Source organism: Paracoccus seriniphilus, from assembly GCF_028553745.1.
In the GTDB taxonomy this organism is placed as follows: domain Bacteria; phylum Pseudomonadota; class Alphaproteobacteria; order Rhodobacterales; family Rhodobacteraceae; genus Paracoccus; species Paracoccus seriniphilus.
The window spans coordinates 529229-547357 of the sequence record NZ_CP067130.1 but is presented as its reverse complement, the minus strand read 5'-3'; the positions used below and the strand labels follow the sequence as shown (position 1 = coordinate 547357).

Annotated in this window: 16 protein-coding genes and 1 pseudogene; 14 read left to right on the top strand and 3 right to left on the bottom strand. The window is 61.1% G+C overall.

Features of this window, described 5'->3' with window-relative positions; all coding sequences use genetic code 11:
• Positions 1-59 precede the first annotated feature (59 nt).
• Together JHW44_RS16190 and JHW44_RS16185 are read left to right on the top strand one after the other, a co-directional pair.
• The gene (locus JHW44_RS16190) at positions 60-1520 is read left to right on the top strand and encodes an ATP-binding protein (RefSeq protein WP_179217714.1); all 1461 of its coding nucleotides are present in this window, start codon (positions 60-62) and stop codon (positions 1518-1520) included.
• Positions 1517-2197 (top strand): response regulator, encoded by a 681-nt coding sequence (locus tag JHW44_RS16185; RefSeq protein WP_089344382.1) that lies wholly within the window; start codon positions 1517-1519, stop codon positions 2195-2197. Before JHW44_RS16190 ends, JHW44_RS16185 begins: the two co-directional genes overlap by 4 nt.
• 42 nt (positions 2198-2239) lie before the next feature.
• Here the strand turns inward: JHW44_RS16185 and JHW44_RS16180 are convergent, their stop codons facing one another.
• The gene (locus tag JHW44_RS16180) at positions 2240-2521 is read right to left on the bottom strand and encodes a hypothetical protein (RefSeq protein ID WP_089344381.1); all 282 of its coding nucleotides are present in this window, start codon (positions 2519-2521) and stop codon (positions 2240-2242) included.
• A 307-nt stretch (positions 2522-2828) separates the two neighbouring features.
• On the opposite strand from JHW44_RS16180, the gene JHW44_RS16175 reads away from it, so the two are divergent.
• The 3 genes from JHW44_RS16175 to JHW44_RS16165 all read left to right on the top strand — a co-directional run bounded on the left by JHW44_RS16175 (position 2829) and on the right by JHW44_RS16165 (position 5467).
• On the top strand, positions 2829-4442 hold the full coding sequence (locus JHW44_RS16175) for a BCCT family transporter (protein WP_089344380.1): 1614 nt from the start codon (positions 2829-2831) through the stop codon (positions 4440-4442).
• A gap of 161 nt (positions 4443-4603) precedes the next feature.
• A complete protein-coding gene (locus JHW44_RS16170; RefSeq protein ID WP_089344379.1) occupies positions 4604-5017 on the top strand; it encodes a universal stress protein in 414 nt (137 codons plus the stop codon).
• A 39-nt stretch (positions 5018-5056) separates the two neighbouring features.
• Positions 5057-5467 (top strand): VOC family protein, encoded by a 411-nt coding sequence (locus tag JHW44_RS16165; protein ID WP_245847097.1) that lies wholly within the window; start codon positions 5057-5059, stop codon positions 5465-5467.
• Positions 5468-5776: 309 nt separating this feature from the next.
• Here JHW44_RS16165 and JHW44_RS16160 read toward each other — a convergent pair.
• A pseudogene (locus tag JHW44_RS16160) lies at positions 5777-6105 on the bottom strand (transposase); the annotation flags it as partial.
• Between the two features lie 422 nt (positions 6106-6527).
• Between JHW44_RS16160 and JHW44_RS16155 the strand changes: the two are divergent.
• Genes JHW44_RS16155 through argE form a run of 6 tightly spaced genes read left to right on the top strand, consistent with a single transcriptional unit; the run spans position 6528 to position 13719 of the window.
• Positions 6528-7805, top strand: coding sequence for a flavin-containing monooxygenase (locus tag JHW44_RS16155; protein ID WP_089344377.1), 1278 nt, complete (start codon positions 6528-6530; stop codon positions 7803-7805).
• 17 nt (positions 7806-7822) lie between these two features.
• Positions 7823-8239: a RidA family protein gene (locus JHW44_RS16150; RefSeq protein WP_089344376.1), complete on the top strand. Its 417-nt coding sequence runs from the start codon at positions 7823-7825 to the stop codon at positions 8237-8239.
• Between the two features lie 4 nt (positions 8240-8243).
• Positions 8244-8918, top strand: a complete 675-nt coding sequence (locus JHW44_RS16145) for a DUF1028 domain-containing protein (protein WP_089344375.1) — start codon at positions 8244-8246, stop codon at positions 8916-8918.
• A 16-nt stretch (positions 8919-8934) separates the two neighbouring features.
• Positions 8935-10431 carry an aldehyde dehydrogenase gene (locus JHW44_RS16140; protein WP_089344374.1) on the top strand — a complete coding sequence of 499 codons (1497 nt, stop codon included), beginning with the start codon at positions 8935-8937 and terminating at the stop codon, positions 10429-10431.
• A 59-nt stretch (positions 10432-10490) separates the two neighbouring features.
• On the top strand, positions 10491-12560 hold the full coding sequence (locus JHW44_RS16135) for an oxidoreductase (RefSeq protein WP_089344373.1): 2070 nt from the start codon (positions 10491-10493) through the stop codon (positions 12558-12560).
• Position 12561: 1 nt separating this feature from the next.
• Positions 12562-13719, top strand: a complete 1158-nt coding sequence (gene argE, locus JHW44_RS16130) for an acetylornithine deacetylase (RefSeq protein WP_089344372.1) — start codon at positions 12562-12564, stop codon at positions 13717-13719.
• 12 nt (positions 13720-13731) lie between these two features.
• On the opposite strand, the gene JHW44_RS16125 is transcribed toward argE, so the two are convergent.
• Positions 13732-14658: a LysR substrate-binding domain-containing protein gene (locus JHW44_RS16125; protein ID WP_089344371.1), complete on the bottom strand. Its 927-nt coding sequence runs from the start codon at positions 14656-14658 to the stop codon at positions 13732-13734.
• A gap of 649 nt (positions 14659-15307) precedes the next feature.
• Between JHW44_RS16125 and JHW44_RS16120 the strand changes: the two genes are divergently transcribed.
• Genes JHW44_RS16120 through JHW44_RS16110 form a run of 3 tightly spaced genes read left to right on the top strand, consistent with a single transcriptional unit; the run spans position 15308 to position 18116 of the window.
• The gene (locus tag JHW44_RS16120) at positions 15308-16381 is read left to right on the top strand and encodes an ABC transporter ATP-binding protein (RefSeq protein ID WP_089344370.1); all 1074 of its coding nucleotides are present in this window, start codon (positions 15308-15310) and stop codon (positions 16379-16381) included.
• Positions 16378-17316 (top strand): ABC transporter permease, encoded by a 939-nt coding sequence (locus tag JHW44_RS16115; protein ID WP_179217713.1) that lies wholly within the window; start codon positions 16378-16380, stop codon positions 17314-17316. Before JHW44_RS16120 ends, JHW44_RS16115 begins: the two co-directional genes overlap by 4 nt.
• Positions 17313-18116: an ABC transporter permease gene (locus JHW44_RS16110; RefSeq protein WP_089344369.1), complete on the top strand. Its 804-nt coding sequence runs from the start codon at positions 17313-17315 to the stop codon at positions 18114-18116. Before JHW44_RS16115 ends, JHW44_RS16110 begins: the two co-directional genes overlap by 4 nt.
• The last annotated feature ends 13 nt before the right edge of the window (positions 18117-18129 follow it).

Here is an 18129-nt window from a genome sequence, read left to right as displayed (position 1 = left end):
TTGACCGGGACGGGATGTTTCTCCATCCTTTCTTCACATTCGCGGGGCCAATTCGCGCCATGAAAACACCCTATCTTCCCTTGGCCTACCGTTTGTTCGGGGCCATTGCGCTGACCGCCCTGCTGGTCGTCGTGATCATGGCGACGCTGGTGGCCGTCAGCATGCGTGATGGGTTTTCCCGCTATCTGCTGCGCGAGGAACTTGACCTGCATGCGCCGCTGGCTGTGGCGCTGGCGCAAATCCATGACGCGCAGGCGGGCGGCTGGCCGCAGTTTCGCGATGATCCCGAAGCCTGGCACCGTTTCGTGAGGGACAACAACCCCGATGCAAGAGGCCCGTCGGGGCCCGCCATGCCGCCAGCCCCAGAGGGGGCCGCGAAGCCGCCGGGGCCGCCGGGTCATCCAGCACCGCCATTGCCCATCGACCGACGACTTGTCCTGCTGGACGCCAAGGGGAATGTCATCGCCGGAGATGATCAGGCCAGGGGGCAGGATATCGAGAAACTGGCGATCACCGCCCACGATGCGGACAAGGACGCCGCGCCGCTGGGATGGCTGGGCATTGTTGCGCCGGGCGCGATTCAAAGCAGCACTGACACTTTCTTCCTGCGCTCGCAGTTCCGGGCGCTGCTTTACACGGCGGCGCTGGCATTGCTGCTGTCCGGGATCGGGGCGGCGCTGCTGTCGCGCGGTTTCCTTGTGCCGATCCGGGCGCTGGAACGCGGCGCCAAGCGACTGGCCGGGGGCGAATATGCCTCGCGCATTCCGCGCCGCGGCAATGATGAGCTGGGCCAGCTGATCGATCACTATAATGCGCTGGCCGAAAGCCTTGAGGCGGCCGAGCGCGCGCAACGGCAATGGGTCTCGGATACCAGCCATGAGCTGCAAACCCCTCTGGCCGTGTTGCGCGCCCATATCGAGGCGCTGCAGGACGGGGTGCGGCGCGCCGACCCGCAAACCCTTGGCGCGATGGAGGATGCGGTGGCGCGGCTGACCCGGCTGACCGCGGATCTGCGCCTGCTCAGCGCCTGGCGCGAGGAAAGCCTGATCGCTGATCGCGGCCCTGCCGATCTGTCACGGATCGCACGTACCGCCGCCGAGGGGTTCTGCGAGGGTTTTGCCGCCGCCGGGCTGGAACTGGTCACCGAGATCGCCTCGCCCATCCACCTGTCCTGCGATGCAGGCCGGATCGGGCAGGTGATCGACAATCTGCTGTCCAATGCGCTGCGCTATACCGATGCGCCGGGAACGGTCCGGATGCGGGTCTGGGCAGGCAGGGATGTGGCCTATCTGACGGTGGACGACAGCGCACCGGCCCCGCCCGAGGCCTCGATGTCGCGGCTGTTCGACCGCTTTCATCGCGGCGAGGCCTCGCGTTCGCGCGCCAAGGGAGGCTCGGGGCTGGGACTGTCGATCTGCAAGGCCATTGTTGAGGCCCACGGCGGGCAGATTTCCGCCGCACCCTCGCGTCTGGGCGGGCTGCATATCTGCATGACGCTGCCATATGGAGAGAAAGCATGAGCGCGCCCAAACGTATCATGATCATCGAGGATGAACCTGATCTTGCCGAGGTGCTTCGCGATTATCTGGCGCAGGCCGGAATGGAGGCGGAAATCCTGTGGGATGGCACCCATGCCGTTGAGAGGGTGCTGGCGGCGCAACCCGCTCTGGTGGTGCTGGATATCATGCTGCCGGGCAAGGACGGGCTGACGATCTGTCGTGAACTGCGCGCGAGAAGCGACGTGCCGATCATCATGGAAACCGCGCGGGTCGAGGAAATCGACCGTCTTCTGGGCTTGGAACTGGGCGCGGATGATTATCTGTGCAAGCCCTTCAGCCCCCGTGAACTGGTCGCGCGCATCAAGGCAATCCTGCGACGCACCGCACCTGCGCAAGGGGTCGAGAGCCCGGAAAACAGTCTTGTCATGGACCCGGAAAGCTGGCGTGCGACGCTGGCGGGAAAATCGCTTGATCTGACCAAGCGCGAATTTCAGATCCTGCACACGCTGCACAGGCGTCCGGGGCGCGTCTTTTCGCGCGCGCAGCTTCTGGAGATGGCCTTTCCCGATGATGCCGATGTCTTCGATCGCACCATCGACAGCCATATCAAGAATATCCGCGTGAAGGTGAAGGCGCTTGTGCCGGGACTGGAACTGATCCGCTCGGTCTATGGGGTCGGATACGCTTTCGGGCCGTAGGGTCGGCCCGCCAACCGAAGCGGGCAGGCCGATGCTGTCGTGTCAGCGGCGCGGCGCGTCCTTGGGCACGCAGGCCAGCTTCTTGTCGGGGGTGGCCATGCAGGTTCCCTTGATCGATTTGCCCTCGGGCGTGGTGATCGGGCAGGAATCATTCTGGGCCCGGCTTTCGCAGGCGGTGAATGCCTCTTTCGGCGGGCCGCTGCGCCCACCCTTGTCCTGTGCCAGGGCCATCGTGCTGGCCGCCGCTGCAAGCCCCAGGCCCAGCCCGGCCCGCAAGAACAGGATGCGCGTCGCGGCGCCCAGTCTTGACGATATCGGCGTCATGTCATTCTCCAGTTTGACGTTGTTCCAACCCGAAGATGCAGAGCAAATGCGCAACGGGGATGGAGTTCCGGGAAATCGCCCAGAAAAGACAAAAACGACGTATTTTCAGTAATTTATAACCTGGGTCGCGGTGTGGGACATCATGGTTTCTCCATGATTGACGCCCGGCAGGGCACAGGCGCGCGGGCTTGAGGCGTTGGTAACTTGACTTGCTTGATCAAAGGGGGCGTGCAAAGCTGAAGTATTCTCAACGTGAAATTGATCTGAAGTGCGAATGCATAGGTGAGATCCAAAAACAGGAAGAGCTATGACAGATCCGATCCCTGCAAATGATGAGTTCGAGACCGACTTCGAGGTCGGGCAAGACAATATCGACGGCCAACTGGGGCCATTCGGATTTGACATACATAATCCCGTATTTGTGATTTCCGGGCTTTTTGCCGTTGCATTCGTTCTGATAACGCTTCTGTTTCCTGATCAGGCCGGGGCCGTCTTTCTGGCTGTGCGCAACTTTGCGACCACGCAGCTTGACTGGTTCTTCATGATCATCGTCAATTTCTTCGTGATATTCTGCATCGCCCTGATTTTCCTGCCGATGTCGAACGTTCGGCTGGGTGGCGCGGATGCCGAGCCCGAGTATTCCTATATCGAGTGGTTTGCCATGCTGTTTGCCGCAGGCATGGGCATTGGGCTGTTGTTCTTCGGGGTTCTGGAACCCGTCTACCACATGAATGTCTCGGGCCCCCTGGGCACGCCATCGCCCATCGCGGCGGATGGATCCATCATCGCCGAGAATGTCGAGGCCGCCCGCCGAATGGGGCTGGCCGCAACCTTCTATCATTGGGGTCTGCACGGATGGGCGGTCTATGCGATCATGGCGCTGGCGCTGGCATTTTTCACCTACAACAAGGGTTTGCCGTTTTCGATTCGGTCCTGTTTCTACCCGTTGCTGGGGGATCGCGTCTGGGGTTGGTGGGGCCATTGCATTGATATTCTGGCGGTCTTTGCAACGCTGTTCGGGCTTGCAACCTCATTGGGGCTGGGCGCGCAACAGGCCAATGCCGGTTTCAACTTTGCATTCGGGCTGGGAATTTCGACCAATGCCCAGGTCATCATCATCATCCTGGTGACGGCCGTAGCGCTGGTATCGGTCTATCGCGGCCTTGATGGCGGGGTGAAGGTGCTCTCGGAAATCAACATGGTCCTTGCCCTGCTTTTCTTCCTGTTCGTGCTTTTGGTCGGGCCGACCCTGGCGGGGCTGGACGGGTTCTGGACGGGTCTGATCGCCTATGCGCAGGATGTCGTTCCGCTTTCGAATCCGTTCGGACGCTCGGATGACGCCTATCGCGAAGGCTGGACCGCCTTCTATTGGGCATGGTGGGTCTCCTGGGCGCCCTTTGTCGGCATGTTCATTGCCCGCGTGTCACGGGGGCGCACGGTGCGCGAATTCCTGATCTGCGTGCTTATCATCCCCTCGATGATCATCTTCATCTGGATGGGGGTCTTTGGCGGCATTGCGATCGAACAGATCCTTGCAAGCCCCGAGACATCATTGGTCAAGGCAAATGTGATCGACAGCTATTCGCCCGAGCTCTCGTTGTTCGGAATGCTGAACGAGCTGCCCTTCACCAAGATCGCATCGACAATCGCGATATTCCTTGCGCTGGTGTTCTTCGTGACATCCTCGGATTCCGGGTCACTGGTGGTGGATACGATCACGGCGGGGGGCAAGATCGACGCGCCGGTGCCGCAGCGGATCTTCTGGTGCGTCGTCGAAGGGCTGATCGCGATCGTGCTGTTGATCGGCGGCGGTCTGTCTGCGCTGCAGGCGGGCGTGACGGCGACCGGGGTGCCGTTTTCGATCCTGATGCTGGCCATGTGCTATACGATCTTTCAGGGTCTGCGCACGGAACTGCGTTAGGACCGAGATGAGACAGCACGGTGCGCCATGACGGGGGCACCAATGCGGGTTCGCAGTCGGGACAGCCGTCATCGGTCGGTCACGGCCCACCATGGTGCGAAGGCCGACCATGCCGCCAGGGGCAACGGTTCGTTGAGAGGAACAAGGAAAAGGAGACCGACATGTTTTCAAACATCATGATTCCGGTTGATCTTGGGCACGCTGAAAAGATGACCAAGGCCGTGAAAGTGGCGGCGGATATGGCCAGGCTCTATGGTGCCACCGTGCATCTTGTCGGCGTGGGCCAGACTGTGCCGACGGCAATCGCGCATACGCCGGCCGAATACTCCCGGAAGCTTGCCGCTTTCGCGGACGAGTGTTCGGCGGCGCTGGGGATCGCGTTCAACGCCCATGCCGAAGTCAGCCATGATCCGGCGGTTGATCTTGATGACGTCTTGCTGCGCACGGCGGACAAACTGGATGCCGACCTCATCGTGATGGCCAGCCATGTTCCCGGTTTCGCCGAACATTTCCTTTCATCAAATGCGGGCTATCTGGCGTCACATGCGAAACGCTCGGTGCTGGTGGTGCGCTGACGGCCCCGGTCCTGCGGATCGTTCGGGCGCGGCTGCACGATGGTCCTGGAACAGGCACGGTCGGGATTGACCTCGGAGGCGATGATGACGGCTGCGCTTGGGCGGATCGTGATCTACACGAAGAAGATTGATCAGATGGCAGAGTTCTACTCGCGCCACTTCGGTTTTTCTGTGCACCGCCCGGATGGTGATCGCCTTGTCGAACTGAGGCCCCGGGACTTCGGCCTGACCATTCTTCTGCACCCCGCAGCGGCCCCGCAGGCAGAAGGTCAGTCCCTGATCAAGCTGGTTTTCGACATTGAGGATGTCGGGTCTTTCTGCGCCAGATCCAGAGCCAACGGGCTGACATTCGGAAAGATTCATCAGGCCGACGGCTATGTGTTTGCAAATGCCAGGGATCCTTCGCGAAACCCCATCCAGATATCAAGCCGGGCCTTCGCCCAGCCGTGAACGGATGTCGATGGATCATTCTTCCACTACATGGCTGGAAACCGAGCGCGAAGCGCCTTGATCCGGCGGGACCGTTGTTTGGGCCGTCAGATGATCGACAGGCCGCGATCGAACTGCATCTGCCGAGGAGCGGGGCCTGAACCTTGAGTATCTGAAACCGCATGGGTCGGACCAGATACACAGAAATCCTTGGGTGCTCAGATCCTCAAATCTGTCCCAAATCCGCTGACGTCAGACAAGCCGATTCCCAGCCTCCTCCTGACTGTCCGCGACAGCTTTGCGCTTGAGCCGCCATTTGCGCAGGAACGTCTTGCGCCAGGTCCGGCTTAGCACATCCTTGCCGACCGCCCCTTCAAACAGACCGCAGAATGCCCGTTTCACCCGCCGTCTGTCGGTCCCGGACAGATAGGTCGAGGCAATCGGGACCTCGGCTGGAGGCTCAAGGGTCGTTGCGACGCTTCCTGATAATCTGGCAGCGCCTTCGGACGCCATTCCGTGGTCTTGCCGGCGTCGTCTTCAACTCGCACCTGCGGCACGCTCACCGTTTCCGTGCCGAAGGTCCCGACAAGCTGGCGCTCGCGATGCCCGTGGCGGTCGCCCTTCTTCATGGCGCTGGCCCGGCCATGGCGGCAGCGCCCGCAACGAGTTTACGTCGGCGGTGCACTGATGGGTCAGTCGCTCCCGGCCGCGGAACACGGCCGCGCGGGACTGCTGCTCAACCGTATTGATCTCCACAAGACGCATTTCGGCTGCCGGGCCGCGATCGCGATCCCATCGGCCAGGCAGCCCTTGTGCTGTCCTCGGAGCGAAGCATGGCCGCAAGGGGTTTTTCAACAGAGCCGCAAGACAGCAATCGGATCGACCAAGGCAGGAGATCCCGTGGGCGTGGTCAAATCCTGTGGCCAAATTCTTGATCCAGAGCGACCGGATGCCGAAGAGGGACCCTAGGGTCTGCCTAAGCAATGCTGCGTCAAATCATAATTTTCGTGATCCCCTCCCTCATCTAAACCGGATGAAGAAGGTTCCGTGACAATTGCTCTGGATCAGAAAGGACGCTGCGATGGCTGCAGAAAAGACGGATACTCTTGTCGTCGGGGGCGGACAGGCGGGCATCGCCATGAGCGAACATCTTGGCGCTGCGGGTGTGCCGCATCTGGTGCTGGAAAAGAACCGAACGGCTGAAGCATGGCGCACCGCGCGTTGGGATACGCTCGTCGCGAACGGGCCTGCCTGGCATGATCGCTTTCCCAATCTGGAATTCGAGGGCGCCGCACCGGACGAATTCGTATCCAAGGATCGCTTTGCGCAATATCTGGTCGACTATGCCGCCATGATCAACGCCCCTATCCGCGAGGGGGTCGAGGTCATCGAGGCCTCGCGTCTGCAGGGCCAGGGCGGGTTTCTGGTGCGCACCAGTCAGGGCGATATCGAGGCCCGCCGCATCGTTGCCGCGACGGGTGCCTTTCAACATCCGGTGATCCCGCCCATCGTGCCGGCATCGGCAGGGGTCGAGCAGATCCACTCGTTTCACTACAAGAACCCCCGGCAGCTTCCTGACGGTGCTGTGATGGTGGTCGGTGCCGGTTCTTCGGGCGCGCAGATTGCTGATGAGCTGAACCGCGCAGGGCGCAAGGTGTTCCTGTCGGTCGGGCCGCATGATCGCCCGCCGCGGCGCTATCGGGGCCGCGATTTCGTCTGGTGGCTGGGCGTGTTGGGTCTGTGGGACATGGCCGCACCCGCGCCGGGAACCGAACATGTCACCATTGCCGTCAGTGGCGCCTATGGCGGGCGCACCATGGATTTCCGCCGCCTGGCCAGCGAGGGCGTGACCCTGACCGGGCTGACCAAGGGCTATGACAACGGCATTCTCGGCTTTGCCAATGATCTGCAAGCCAATGTCGCAGCGGGTGATGCGAATTATCATGACCTGCTGGACAAGGCAGATGCCTATGTCGCGAGAATGGGACTGGATCTGCCCGAAGAACCCGAGGCGCGCCGGATCCTGCCCGACCCCGACTGTTTGATCAATCCGATCGACCATATCGACCTGGCAAAAGAGGGTGTGGCCTCGATCATCTGGGCGACAGGCTTTCGGCAGGATTTCAGTTGGCTCAAGGTGGATGCCTTCGATGCCAAGGGATCTCCGATCCATCATCGTGGACTGTCGATCGAGCCGGACGTCTATTTCCTCGGTCTGCCCTGGCAGTCGCGGCGCGGCTCCTCCTTCCTATGGGGCGTCTGGCATGATGCGAAACATATCGCCGACCAGATCGCGATCCAGCGTTCCTATTTGCAATATGACGGTCAGGCCGCCGTCGTTTCCGCCGCTGCAGAATAACCCGAGGATCAGGACAAATGGCGCATACCCGCATTCGCAAGTTCAACACCAAGGACACCTATCCCGAACAGAATCTGGACAATGATCTGTGTCAGGCCGTGGTCACCCAGGGCGGCAAGACCGTCTGGCTGCGCGGCCAGTGCCCGCAAGAGCTGGACGACGCAAGGAATATCGACAGCCATGATCCTGTCGAACAGACCCACAAGGTGATGCAGAATATCCGGCAACTGATCGAAGAGGCCGGCGGCAAGATGGAGCATCTGGTCAAGGTGGTGGTCTATATCACCGATGTCCGCCACCGCGAGGCCATCTATCGGACCATGGGTGAATATCTGACCGGCGTGCATCCTGTCTCGACCGGGCTGGTCGTGCAGGCACTGGCAAGGCCGGAATGGCTGGTCGAAATCGACGGCACCGCCGTCATCCCGGAGTGATCGCATGACGTTTTCCCTTGTGGCGCGCTGTCCTGACACCGGTATGTTCGGAGTTGCGATTTCATCCTCATCCCCGGCTGTCGCGGCGCGCTGTGCCTATGCGCGCGCCGGAGTGGGGGCGGTGGCCTCGCAAAATGTTACCGATCCGACGCTGGGTCCGCTGGCGCTGGATGTGATGGAACAGGGTGCGGGGGCCGCGGATGCGATTGCCGAAATCCGCAGGCAGGGCCGCTTTATCGAATACAGGCAGGTTCTGGCCGTGGACCGGAACGGTGCGACGGCCATCCATTCCGGCCCGAATTCCCTGGGGATCTGGACGCAGGCACAGGCGCAAAATGTTGCCTCGGGCGGCAATATGCTGGCCAATCAGAATGTGCCCCGGGCGATTGTAGACGCCTATCTGGATGCCACCGGTCACATCGGTGACCGTCTGATCGCCGCCATGCGCGCGGGTCTGGCGGCAGGAGGCGAGGCCGGTCCGGTGCATTCGGCCGGGATGAAGATTGTCGACAAGGTCAGCTGGCCGGCGGCCGATCTGCGCTGTGACTGGACCGAGGATTGCCCGATCGAGGCCGTCGCGACAGCATGGGACATCTATAAACCGCAGCTGGACGCCTATGTTCAGCGTGCCATCGATCCGCGCGAGGCACCGTCATACGGCGTGCCCGGCGACGAGTAAGACAGGAAGGACTGCCATGCTGGATCTGACTCATCAGGATTGGAAGGCCCGTGCCGCCGCGATGGATTTTCGCACCGGGGCCTTCATCGACGGTCGCTTTACCGATGCCCTGTCGGGCAAGACCTTTGACAGCATCAACCCCGCGACGGGGGAGGTTCTGGCCCGTGTGGCTGAATGCGACAGCGCCGATGTGGATCTGGCCGTCGCTGCGGGACGTCGGGCCTTTGAGGACGGGCGCTGGTCGCGCATGGCACCGGGGGACCGCAAGGCCGTGCTGCTGAAACTGGCCGATCTTATCCGCGCCAACCTGCACGAAATGGCGCTTCTGGACAGCCTGGACATGGGCAAGCTGGTTACCGATGCAGCGACTGTCGATGCACCCGGTTCGGCGCATTTCTTCCAGTGGTATGCCGAGGCAATCGACAAGATCTATGATGAGGTTGCCCCGACCGGACCAGGTGATCTGGCGCTGGTGCGCAGGGTTCCACTGGGCGTCGTCGGCGCGGTGGTGCCGTGGAATTTCCCGCTGGACATGGCGACCTGGAAATCGGCTGCCGCGCTTGCGGCGGGCAATTCCGTGGTGCTGAAACCCGCCGAGCAATCACCGTTGTCGGCGCTGCGCCTGGCAGAACTGGCAGCCGAGGCAGGCGTGCCCGACGGGGTGTTCAATGTGGTGCCCGGCTTTGGCGCGACGGCGGGCAAGGCGCTGGGTCTGCATATGGATGTGGATTGCCTGGCCTTTACCGGATCGACCGCCACCGGCAAGCTGTTCATGCAATATTCCGGCCAGTCGAACCTGAAGCAGGTCTGGCCCGAAACCGGCGGCAAGAGCCCCAATCTGGTCTTTGCCGATTGCGAGGATCTGGATGCGGCCGCCGATATGGCCGCTTTCGGCATTTTCTTCAATCAGGGCGAGGTCTGCTCGGCCAATTCGCGGCTTTATGTCGAACGTTCGATCAAGGATGCGCTTGTGGAAAAACTGATCGCCCGCGCCGAGGCGATGCAGCCGGGCGATCCGCTTGATCCGGCCTCGAAAATGGGCGCGATCGTGGATGAAAGGCAGACGCAGGGCATCATGCGCTTTGTCGAGGCCGGACGCAAAAGCGCCGATCTGGTGACGGGCGGCCAGCGCGTTCAGGTTGATGGCCGGGGCTGTTTCGTGCAGCCGACGATCTTTTCCGATGTCAGCCATGACGATCCCCTGGCACGCGACGAGATCTTTGGTCCCGTCCTGTCCGTCATTCCCTTTGACAGCGAGGATGACGCGGTGGCGATGGCCAATGACTCGATCTACGGGCTGGCGGCCTCGGTCTGGACGGATAATCTGTCGCGCGCCTGTCGCGTCGCGGACCGGCTGAACGTCGGCACGGTTTCGGTCAATACGGTCGATGCGCTGTCGGCCCAGACCCCGTTTGGCGGCATGAAACAATCCGGTTTCGGACGCGATCTGTCGTTGCATGCATTGGACAAATACACCGCCCTGAAAACCACCTGGATCAAATATCGCAGTTGATCGCGCGACGGGCGCAATGCCCGACTGCGCGCGCAGCCACGCTTTTGAAGGAGACGACCTTGCGCGATTCCCGTTACGACATTCTTTTCCAGCCCATGCAGATCGGTCCTGTCACGGCAAAGAACCGTTTCTATCAGGTGCCGCATTGCAATGGTGGCGGGTATCGCGATCCCTCTGCCGCCGCGGAAATGCGTGGCATCAAGGCCGAGGGCGGCTGGGGCGTGATCTTCACCGAACAATGCGAGATGCATCACACGTCGGAAATCACCCCCTTCATCGAATTGCGCCTGTGGGAGGACAAGGATATCCCGCAATTGCGCCAGATGTCGGAAAAGATGAAGACGCATGGTGGGTTGGCCGGGATCCAGCTGGCCTATTCGGGGATCAACGGACCCAATCTTTACAGCAAAGAGGTGCCTCTGGCACCTTCGCCGCTGCCGATCCGCACCTTTACCAATGATCCGGTGCAGGCCCGTGGTCTTTCCAAGACCGAGATCCGCGATCTGCGCCGCTGGTTCGTGAATGCGGCCAAGCGGTCGAAACTGGCGGGGTTTGACCTGATCTGCCTCTATGGTGCCCATGGTTTCGGCATCTTCCAGCATTTTCTGTCACGCGCCACCAATCAGCGCAGCGATGAATATGGCGGCTCGCTGGAGAACCGTTCGCGGTTTGTGAATGAGGTCATTGCGGATATGCGCGATGCGGTCGGAGACAGCATGGGGATCACGCTGCGCGTCAGTCTGGACGAGACGATCGGCGAGCTGGGCTTTTCCAACAGCGAGTTGCGCGATTTCATCGAGATGAACCGCGATCTGCCCGATCTCTGGGATCTGGCGCAGGGCACATGGGAGGACTGCTCGGGGCCTTCGCGCTTCAAGGAAGAGGCCGCGCAGGAACAGTTGGTGCGCGGAATCCGTGACCTGACCGACAAGCCCGTTGTCGGGGTCGGGCGTTTTACCTCGGCCGATACGATGGCGCGGATGATCAAATCGGGGACGCTGGATTTTATCGGCTGTGCGCGGCCGTCGATTGCAGACCCCTTCCTGCCGAGGAAGATCGAAGAAGGGCGGATCGAGGATATCCGCGAATGTATCGGCTGCAATATCTGCATTACCGGCGACATGACCATGTCGATCAGCCGTTGCACCCAGAACCCGACCTTCATGGAAGAATGGCGCAAGGGCTGGCATCCTGAAAAGATGAACGCCAAGGGCGACAGCGAGAATGTGCTGATCGTTGGCTCTGGTCCCGCAGGGCTTGAGGCCGCTCGCGCGCTGGCGTTGCGCGGCTATGATGTAGCCATTGCCGAGGCCGGCACGGCGCTGGGGGGACGCGTGGCGCGCGAACGTAAACTGCCGGGGCTGTCGGCGTGGGGCAGGGTTGTGGAATACCGCGAATATCAGCTCAGCCAGCGCGCCAATGTCGAAACCTATTTCGACAGCCGTCTGACTGCCGAGGACATCATGGAATTCGGCTTTCAGAATGTCGCCATCGCCACCGGCGCGACCTGGCGCCGAGATGGCGTGTCGCGTCAGCATGTCGTGCCGATGCCGATGGCTGACGGGGCTAAGGTCTTCACGCCCGATGATCTGATGGATGGCAGGGTGCCTGGCGGCAATGTGGTGATCTATGATGACGATCACTATTACATGGGCGGTGTTCTGGCCGAATTGCTGATACAGCAAGGCGCAAAAGTGACTCTCATCACCCCATCTGCCTTCGTGTCGGACTGGACGAACAACACGCTGGAACAGGCCACGATCCATGCGCGTCTGGACGAAATGGGTGTCGATATCGTGCTGAACCGTGGCGTGACCCGGATCGAGGCCGACCATGTGGTCAGCAATTGCGTCTATACTGGCAAGACCCGCAATTACGCCGCGGATGCGGTGGTGATGGTGGCATCGCGCAGCGGCAATGATCAGCTTTATCAGGATCTGGTCGCGCGGCAGGGTGATTGGGCCGATGCCGGCATTCGCAGCGTCAAGCTGTTTGGCGATGCCGAGGCGCCGGGGCCGATTGCCTGGGCCACCTATGCCGGTCACCGCTTTGCCCGTGAGCTGGATGGCGCGGATATTGGCGACGGTCTGCCCTTCCGTCGCGAGATCACCGAACTTGCGGCTGAATAGGATGGAGCCGCATGCCGCCACGTTGAAGATCCTCGACCGTCTGATCGGATTCCCGACCGTCAGCGCCGACAGCAATCTGGGGCTGATTGGCTATGCGGAAGGCTTGCTGCAAGACGCGGGCTTCCACACGCAGCGCATGCCGAACACCGAAGGCGGCAAGGCCGGTCTGGTCGCGCGTCTTGGTGCGGATGGCCCGGGGGGCGTGCTGTTGTCCGCCCACAGCGATGTGGTGCCGGTCGAGGGGCAGACATGGACCCGCCCTCCGTTCCGTCTGACGCGCGAAGGGGATCGGCTGTTCGGGCGCGGCACGACCGATATGAAGGGCTTTCTGGCCGCGATGTTGTCGGCGGCGGGGCGCGCGGGAAATATCTCGCAGCCGCTGATGCTGGCGATCTCCTATGATGAGGAGGTCGGCTGTCGCGGCATCCGGCAGATGATGCCGGAATTCGCCGCGCTTGGCTGGCAGCCCGATTTGTGCATCGTCGGAGAGCCGACCTCGATGCAACCGGCCATAGGTCACAAGGGCAAGGCGGCCTATATGGCAAGATGTCGGGGCGTTGCCGGGCATTCCTCGATGGCCCCGCGCTATGTCAATGCATTGCATCTGGCCGCTGATTTCCTGGCTGCATTGCGTCAGGAACAACAGGCTTTCGCCACTGGCGGCGTCTTGGACGAGGCATATGATGTGCCCTGTTCCACCGTCCATGCCGGGCGGATGCAAGGCGGGGTGGCGCTGAATATCGTGCCGGATCATGCCAGTCTGGAATTCGAGTTGCGGCATTTGCCACAGGACGACCCGGACGCCTTTCTTGCCCGGCTGCGCCAAAGCGCCGATGGCATCATTGCGCCCTTCACCGCCAGCCATCCCGAGGCCGGAATCGAAATCGAGGTGAGCAACAGCTACCCGGGCCTTGCCATGGCTGCCGATCACCCGGCAGTCGCGCGCGTGGTGGCGCTGAGCGGCTCGCGGCAGATCACCAAGGTCGCCTATGGCACCGAGGCCGGCTATTTCGCGCAGCTTGGCATTCCGACGGTGGTCTGCGGACCGGGCGATATGGAAGGGCAGGGGCACAAGCCCGACGAATATCTGTCGGTGGCGCAACTGGGCGAATGTGACCGGATGATGGACCGGATCCTGACCCAGTTGACCCCTGTCTGACCGGCGGGACGGTCAGATGCCGAACAGACGGTTGGTCTGTTCGCCGATCCAGTTCTGCGTATGGGTGATGAAGGCCTTGTGCAGTTGTGTCCGATCCGTCCCTGCGCCCATCAACAGTCCCATTTTCATCGCGCGCTGGTCTCCGGTCAGCGGAATGAAACGCAGCGGCTTGCCGTCCGGTGCCAGATCGTTCAGCGGGCGGACATTGACGATCGAATAGCCGAACCCATTGGCGACCAGCCCCCGCATCACCGCCATGTCGCGGGTGCGTTCGGCAATATTGGCCTTCAGATTGGCGTTGACGAAGAATGACAGGAAATAGTCCGCGCTATGGGGCAGATCCAGCAGGATCATGGGATGGGGCGCAAGTTCCTGGATGGACACAGCGGAAAGATGGGCCAGGGGATGCGTTTCGCCCAGGGCGACCACCGGCGGCAAGGTCAGGATGGGGATGAACTGCAGGTCGCGTGGCAAATCCAGATCATAGGTCAGGGCAAGATCGATCTTTGCCTGCCGCAACAGGCTGAACAGTTCGGATTGATCGGCCTCGACCTGGCTGATGCGGACGTCGCTGTGCTGATCCATGAAGCTGCGGCGAAGGCCGGGAAGGACCACTTGCGCGAATGTGCTGAGACAGCCGACCGACAGGGGTCCGCGCACAGATCCCGACAGATCGCCGGCCAGATCACGCAGCGCGGCGGCCTGGCGCAAGACCATCTGCGCGTGATCCAGCAATTTGCGACCGGCCAAGGTCGGCGTCAGCCCCTGTGCGTGATGGCGCACGAACAGCTTGACGCCCAGCTCTTCCTCCAGCTGCGAAACGCCGGAGGAAATCGAGGGCGACGACACATTCACCTGATGCGAAGCACCGGCAATACTGCCCGCCTCACCCACCGCGACGAAATATTCCAGCTGCCGTAAAGTATAGCGAAGAGGCATCGTTTCTCCGTGTGAATCTGTGCGTTCGTGTGACCGGACGATGGCTGTAGCGCGCAGTCAATCGCATATGGTGCAACCCGTGATAGCGCAAGGCGCGCGCCGGTCGAAGAAATTATCACTGCCCCGCAAAGCGCGCCATTCTCCGGATTTTTCAATCTGCCCTGAATTCGGGCAGCGGTGCATGGGTGCGAACCTCACTGCAGCATGTCCCAATTCATCCGCCGGATCGGGGCGCAATGCGCCTTGGGAAGCTCTCTGCCAGCTGGGGGCGGACCTTCCTGACGTGGCAATTCAACCCATGTGACATGCTCTGTCAGGCAAAACCGGATCCAGTCAGATCGCGCTTGCATCCGGGTGACAGGGCCTCCGGCGGCTTGCGGGCCAAGGGATAAGCAGGCCTGTTTGCTGCTTTTCCCGGCATTGTTGTGACGTGAAAACACTTCGCAAAGTTTTAGCCTAATCACCTGTTTCGCAAGTTCTCATTTATCGAACGCCATAAATCGCGCCTTATGGCGTGGTCGGCATGACCCGGCGACAGGACTTGGCAACGTGACTTCCTTGGCGCCGTTCGGATGAACTTTGGTCACCGGGTCATAGTTTCGCCGCCGGTGCAAAGAACTGGGCGTGACCACAGCAAGAGGATAGCCAGGTGAGCCAGCAAAACGCGATCGAGGTCCAGAAGGTGTCGAAACGCTTCGGCAGTTATCAGGCCCTGCATTCGGTCAGCTTCAACATTCGCAGCAATGAATTCTTTACGATGCTTGGCCCCTCGGGCTGTGGCAAGACCACGCTCTTGCGGATGATTGCGGGCTTCGAGACACCCGATACCGGGCAGATCCTGCTGAACCAGCGCGACATCGTGGATATCCCGCCCCACAAGCGGCATGTGAACACGGTGTTTCAAAGCTATGCGCTGTTTCCGCATATGACGCTGGAACAGAATGTTGCCTTCGGGCTGGAAAACCTGGGCTGGGACAAGGCGAGGCGGCAGGCGCGTGTGGGCGAAATGCTGGAGCGCGTCCATATGTCCGCCTTTGCCAATCGCAAGCCTGCGCAACTTTCCGGCGGTCAGCGTCAACGGGTTGCTCTGGCCCGCGCGCTGGCTCCGGAACCCGAGGTTCTGTTGCTGGATGAGCCGCTTTCCGCGCTGGATCTGAAGCTGCGTCAGGCCATGCGGGACGAGTTGCGCGCCCTGCAGCGCGACACCGGGATCACCTTCGTGTTCGTGACCCATGACCAGGAAGAAGCATTGGACATGTCCGACCGGATCGCCGTTCTGGGATCGGGTGAGGTGCAGCAACTGGGCACGCCGACGGAAATCTATGAAGAGCCTGTGAACCGCTTTGTCGCCGATTTCGTGGGCGAGACGAATTTCCTCGAGGTTCAGGTGCTGGAGTCCGCCTCGGGCCGGGCCACGATTCGCACGCCCTTTGATCAGGTCATTCAGGTGCCTTCACCGGTGAACATGCCTGCGGGTCCGGCGACCCTGTCGGTTCGGCCCGAGAAAATCAATCTGGGCGACCAGGCGCCGCAATCGGCCTTTGACGCCAAGGTCGTCAACAAGAACTATATGGGCGGCTATACCCATTATCTGCTTTCGGCTGGCGGGGTTGAATTCCGCGCATCGCGACGCAATGCATCGCGCGATGGCGATACTATTTCTCTGGGCAGCACGGTTTCCGTGGGCTTTCATGAGAACGCAGCGCGGTTGCTGGCGTCATGAGCGATATCAGCCATCATCAGGCCGTCGTGCCGGAAAAGCTTGTGCAGGGAAAACCCCATGCGCGCGGCTGGAACCTTGCCGTTCTGGGAGTGCTGCCTTCGTGGTTGCTGATGGGTTTTGCACTGATCATCCCGATCCTGATCATTGTCGCCGTGTCCTTCTCGGTCAGAGGAGCCTATGGCGGGTTCGACTGGGGCTTTGATCTGGCCGGATACAAGCAGATCCTGTTCAATGAGGGCTGGTCGGGCGAGATCGAGTTCACGCCGCAATATCTTGTCATCATCCTTCGCACACTGTTGCTGGCCGGAGTCACGACCCTTCTGTGCCTGACGCTAGCAGTGCCGGTCGCCTATTACATTGCCAGCCAGCCGCCGTTCCGCAAGGCACTGCTGGTCTATCTGGTGACTCTGCCATTCTGGATGTCGATGATCCTGCGTGTCTATGCGTGGATGATCATTCTGGGGCGCGACGGCCCCCTGCCGCAGTTCCTGCAGTTCTTTGGCGCACCTTCGGGCCTGACACTGATGTATAATGACGGCGCGACACTGGCGGCGATGGTCTACACCTATATCCCGCTGATGGTGCTGCCGGTCTTTGCCTCGATCGAGAAGCTGGACGGCACGCTGATCGAAGCAGCCCATGACCTATATGGCAGCCGCTGGACCGCGTTGCGCCGGGTGATCTTGCCTTTGACCGCGCCGGGCATTGCCTCGGGGGCGATCCTGGTCTTCGTGCCCTCGCTGGGGGCGGTTCTGGAACCCATTCTGATGGGTGGCGGCAAGCAGATGATGATGGGGTCGCTGATTCAACTGCAATTCGGTGGCGGGCGCAACTGGCCCTTTGGCTCGGCCATTGCGGTCATGCTGATGATCTTCGTGATGATCGTTCTGGTGCTGATCGCGCTGCGCGCCCGCAGGAAGGAGGTCGCAGCATGAAAAAGCGGCATGATGTCAAACGTTATCCCGGCCTTGGTGTGCTGAGCTTTGCCTTCTTCGTCTATCTCTATGCGCCCCTTGCCATCGTGATCCTTTATTCCTTCAACGAGAACCGCATTACTGGCGTCTGGACGAAATTCTCGCTCAAATGGTATGGCTCGGCCCTGAACAACGCGGCCCTTGTCGACGCGCTGAAGACCTCGTTGCTGGTTGCGGTCATTGCCACAGTCGTGGCGACCACCATTGCGCTGATGGCGGCCATGGCGATCATCCGTGGCAAAAGGATGCGCGCGCGCAAGCTGTCGGAAACCGTGGTCAACCTGCCCCTGCTGCTGCCCGAGATTGTTCTGGCCGTCGCCACCCTGATCCTGTTTTCGCTGATCGGATTGCAGAACGGCCTGCTGAAGCTGGTGATTGCCCATTCGGCCTTTTGCACGCCCTTTGCCTTTTTGCCGATCCGGGCGCGGTTGCAGGGAATGTCGCTGGATTTCGAAGAGGCCGCCTCGGATCTCTATGCAAGACGCTGGACGGTCTTTCGTCGTGTGACCCTGCCGCTGATCTTTCCCGGTCTGTTTTCAGGGGCGATGCTGGCTTTCCTGATCTCGATGGATGATTTCATCACTTCGAACATGCTCAGTTCGGGGGGCACCACGACCTTGCCGGTCTATATCTTCTCGCTGATCCGCGCCGGCACCTCTCCCGAACTCAATGCGGTCGCAAGCCTGCTGATCCTTGCGTCGCTGATCCTTGCCACCGTTGCCCTGACCATGTCGGCACGCGGCACCGGCAAGGACATCTGACCTTCATAAGAAA

Coding starts and splice junctions, on each gene's coding strand:
- JHW44_RS16190 (WP_179217714.1), top strand. CDS start 60: ATGAAAACACCCTATCTTCCCTTGGCCTACCGTTTGTTCGGGGCCATT.
- JHW44_RS16185 (WP_089344382.1), top strand. CDS start 1,517: ATGAGCGCGCCCAAACGTATCATGATCATCGAGGATGAACCTGATCTT.
- JHW44_RS16180 (WP_089344381.1), bottom strand. CDS start 2,521: ATGACGCCGATATCGTCAAGACTGGGCGCCGCGACGCGCATCCTGTTC.
- JHW44_RS16175 (WP_089344380.1), top strand. CDS start 2,829: ATGACAGATCCGATCCCTGCAAATGATGAGTTCGAGACCGACTTCGAG.
- JHW44_RS16170 (WP_089344379.1), top strand. CDS start 4,604: ATGTTTTCAAACATCATGATTCCGGTTGATCTTGGGCACGCTGAAAAG.
- JHW44_RS16165 (WP_245847097.1), top strand. CDS start 5,057: ATGGTCCTGGAACAGGCACGGTCGGGATTGACCTCGGAGGCGATGATG.
- JHW44_RS16155 (WP_089344377.1), top strand. CDS start 6,528: ATGGCTGCAGAAAAGACGGATACTCTTGTCGTCGGGGGCGGACAGGCG.
- JHW44_RS16150 (WP_089344376.1), top strand. CDS start 7,823: ATGGCGCATACCCGCATTCGCAAGTTCAACACCAAGGACACCTATCCC.
- JHW44_RS16145 (WP_089344375.1), top strand. CDS start 8,244: ATGACGTTTTCCCTTGTGGCGCGCTGTCCTGACACCGGTATGTTCGGA.
- JHW44_RS16140 (WP_089344374.1), top strand. CDS start 8,935: ATGCTGGATCTGACTCATCAGGATTGGAAGGCCCGTGCCGCCGCGATG.
- argE (WP_089344372.1), top strand. CDS start 12,562: ATGGAGCCGCATGCCGCCACGTTGAAGATCCTCGACCGTCTGATCGGA.
- JHW44_RS16125 (WP_089344371.1), bottom strand. CDS start 14,658: ATGCCTCTTCGCTATACTTTACGGCAGCTGGAATATTTCGTCGCGGTG.
- JHW44_RS16115 (WP_179217713.1), top strand. CDS start 16,378: ATGAGCGATATCAGCCATCATCAGGCCGTCGTGCCGGAAAAGCTTGTG.
- JHW44_RS16110 (WP_089344369.1), top strand. CDS start 17,313: ATGAAAAAGCGGCATGATGTCAAACGTTATCCCGGCCTTGGTGTGCTG.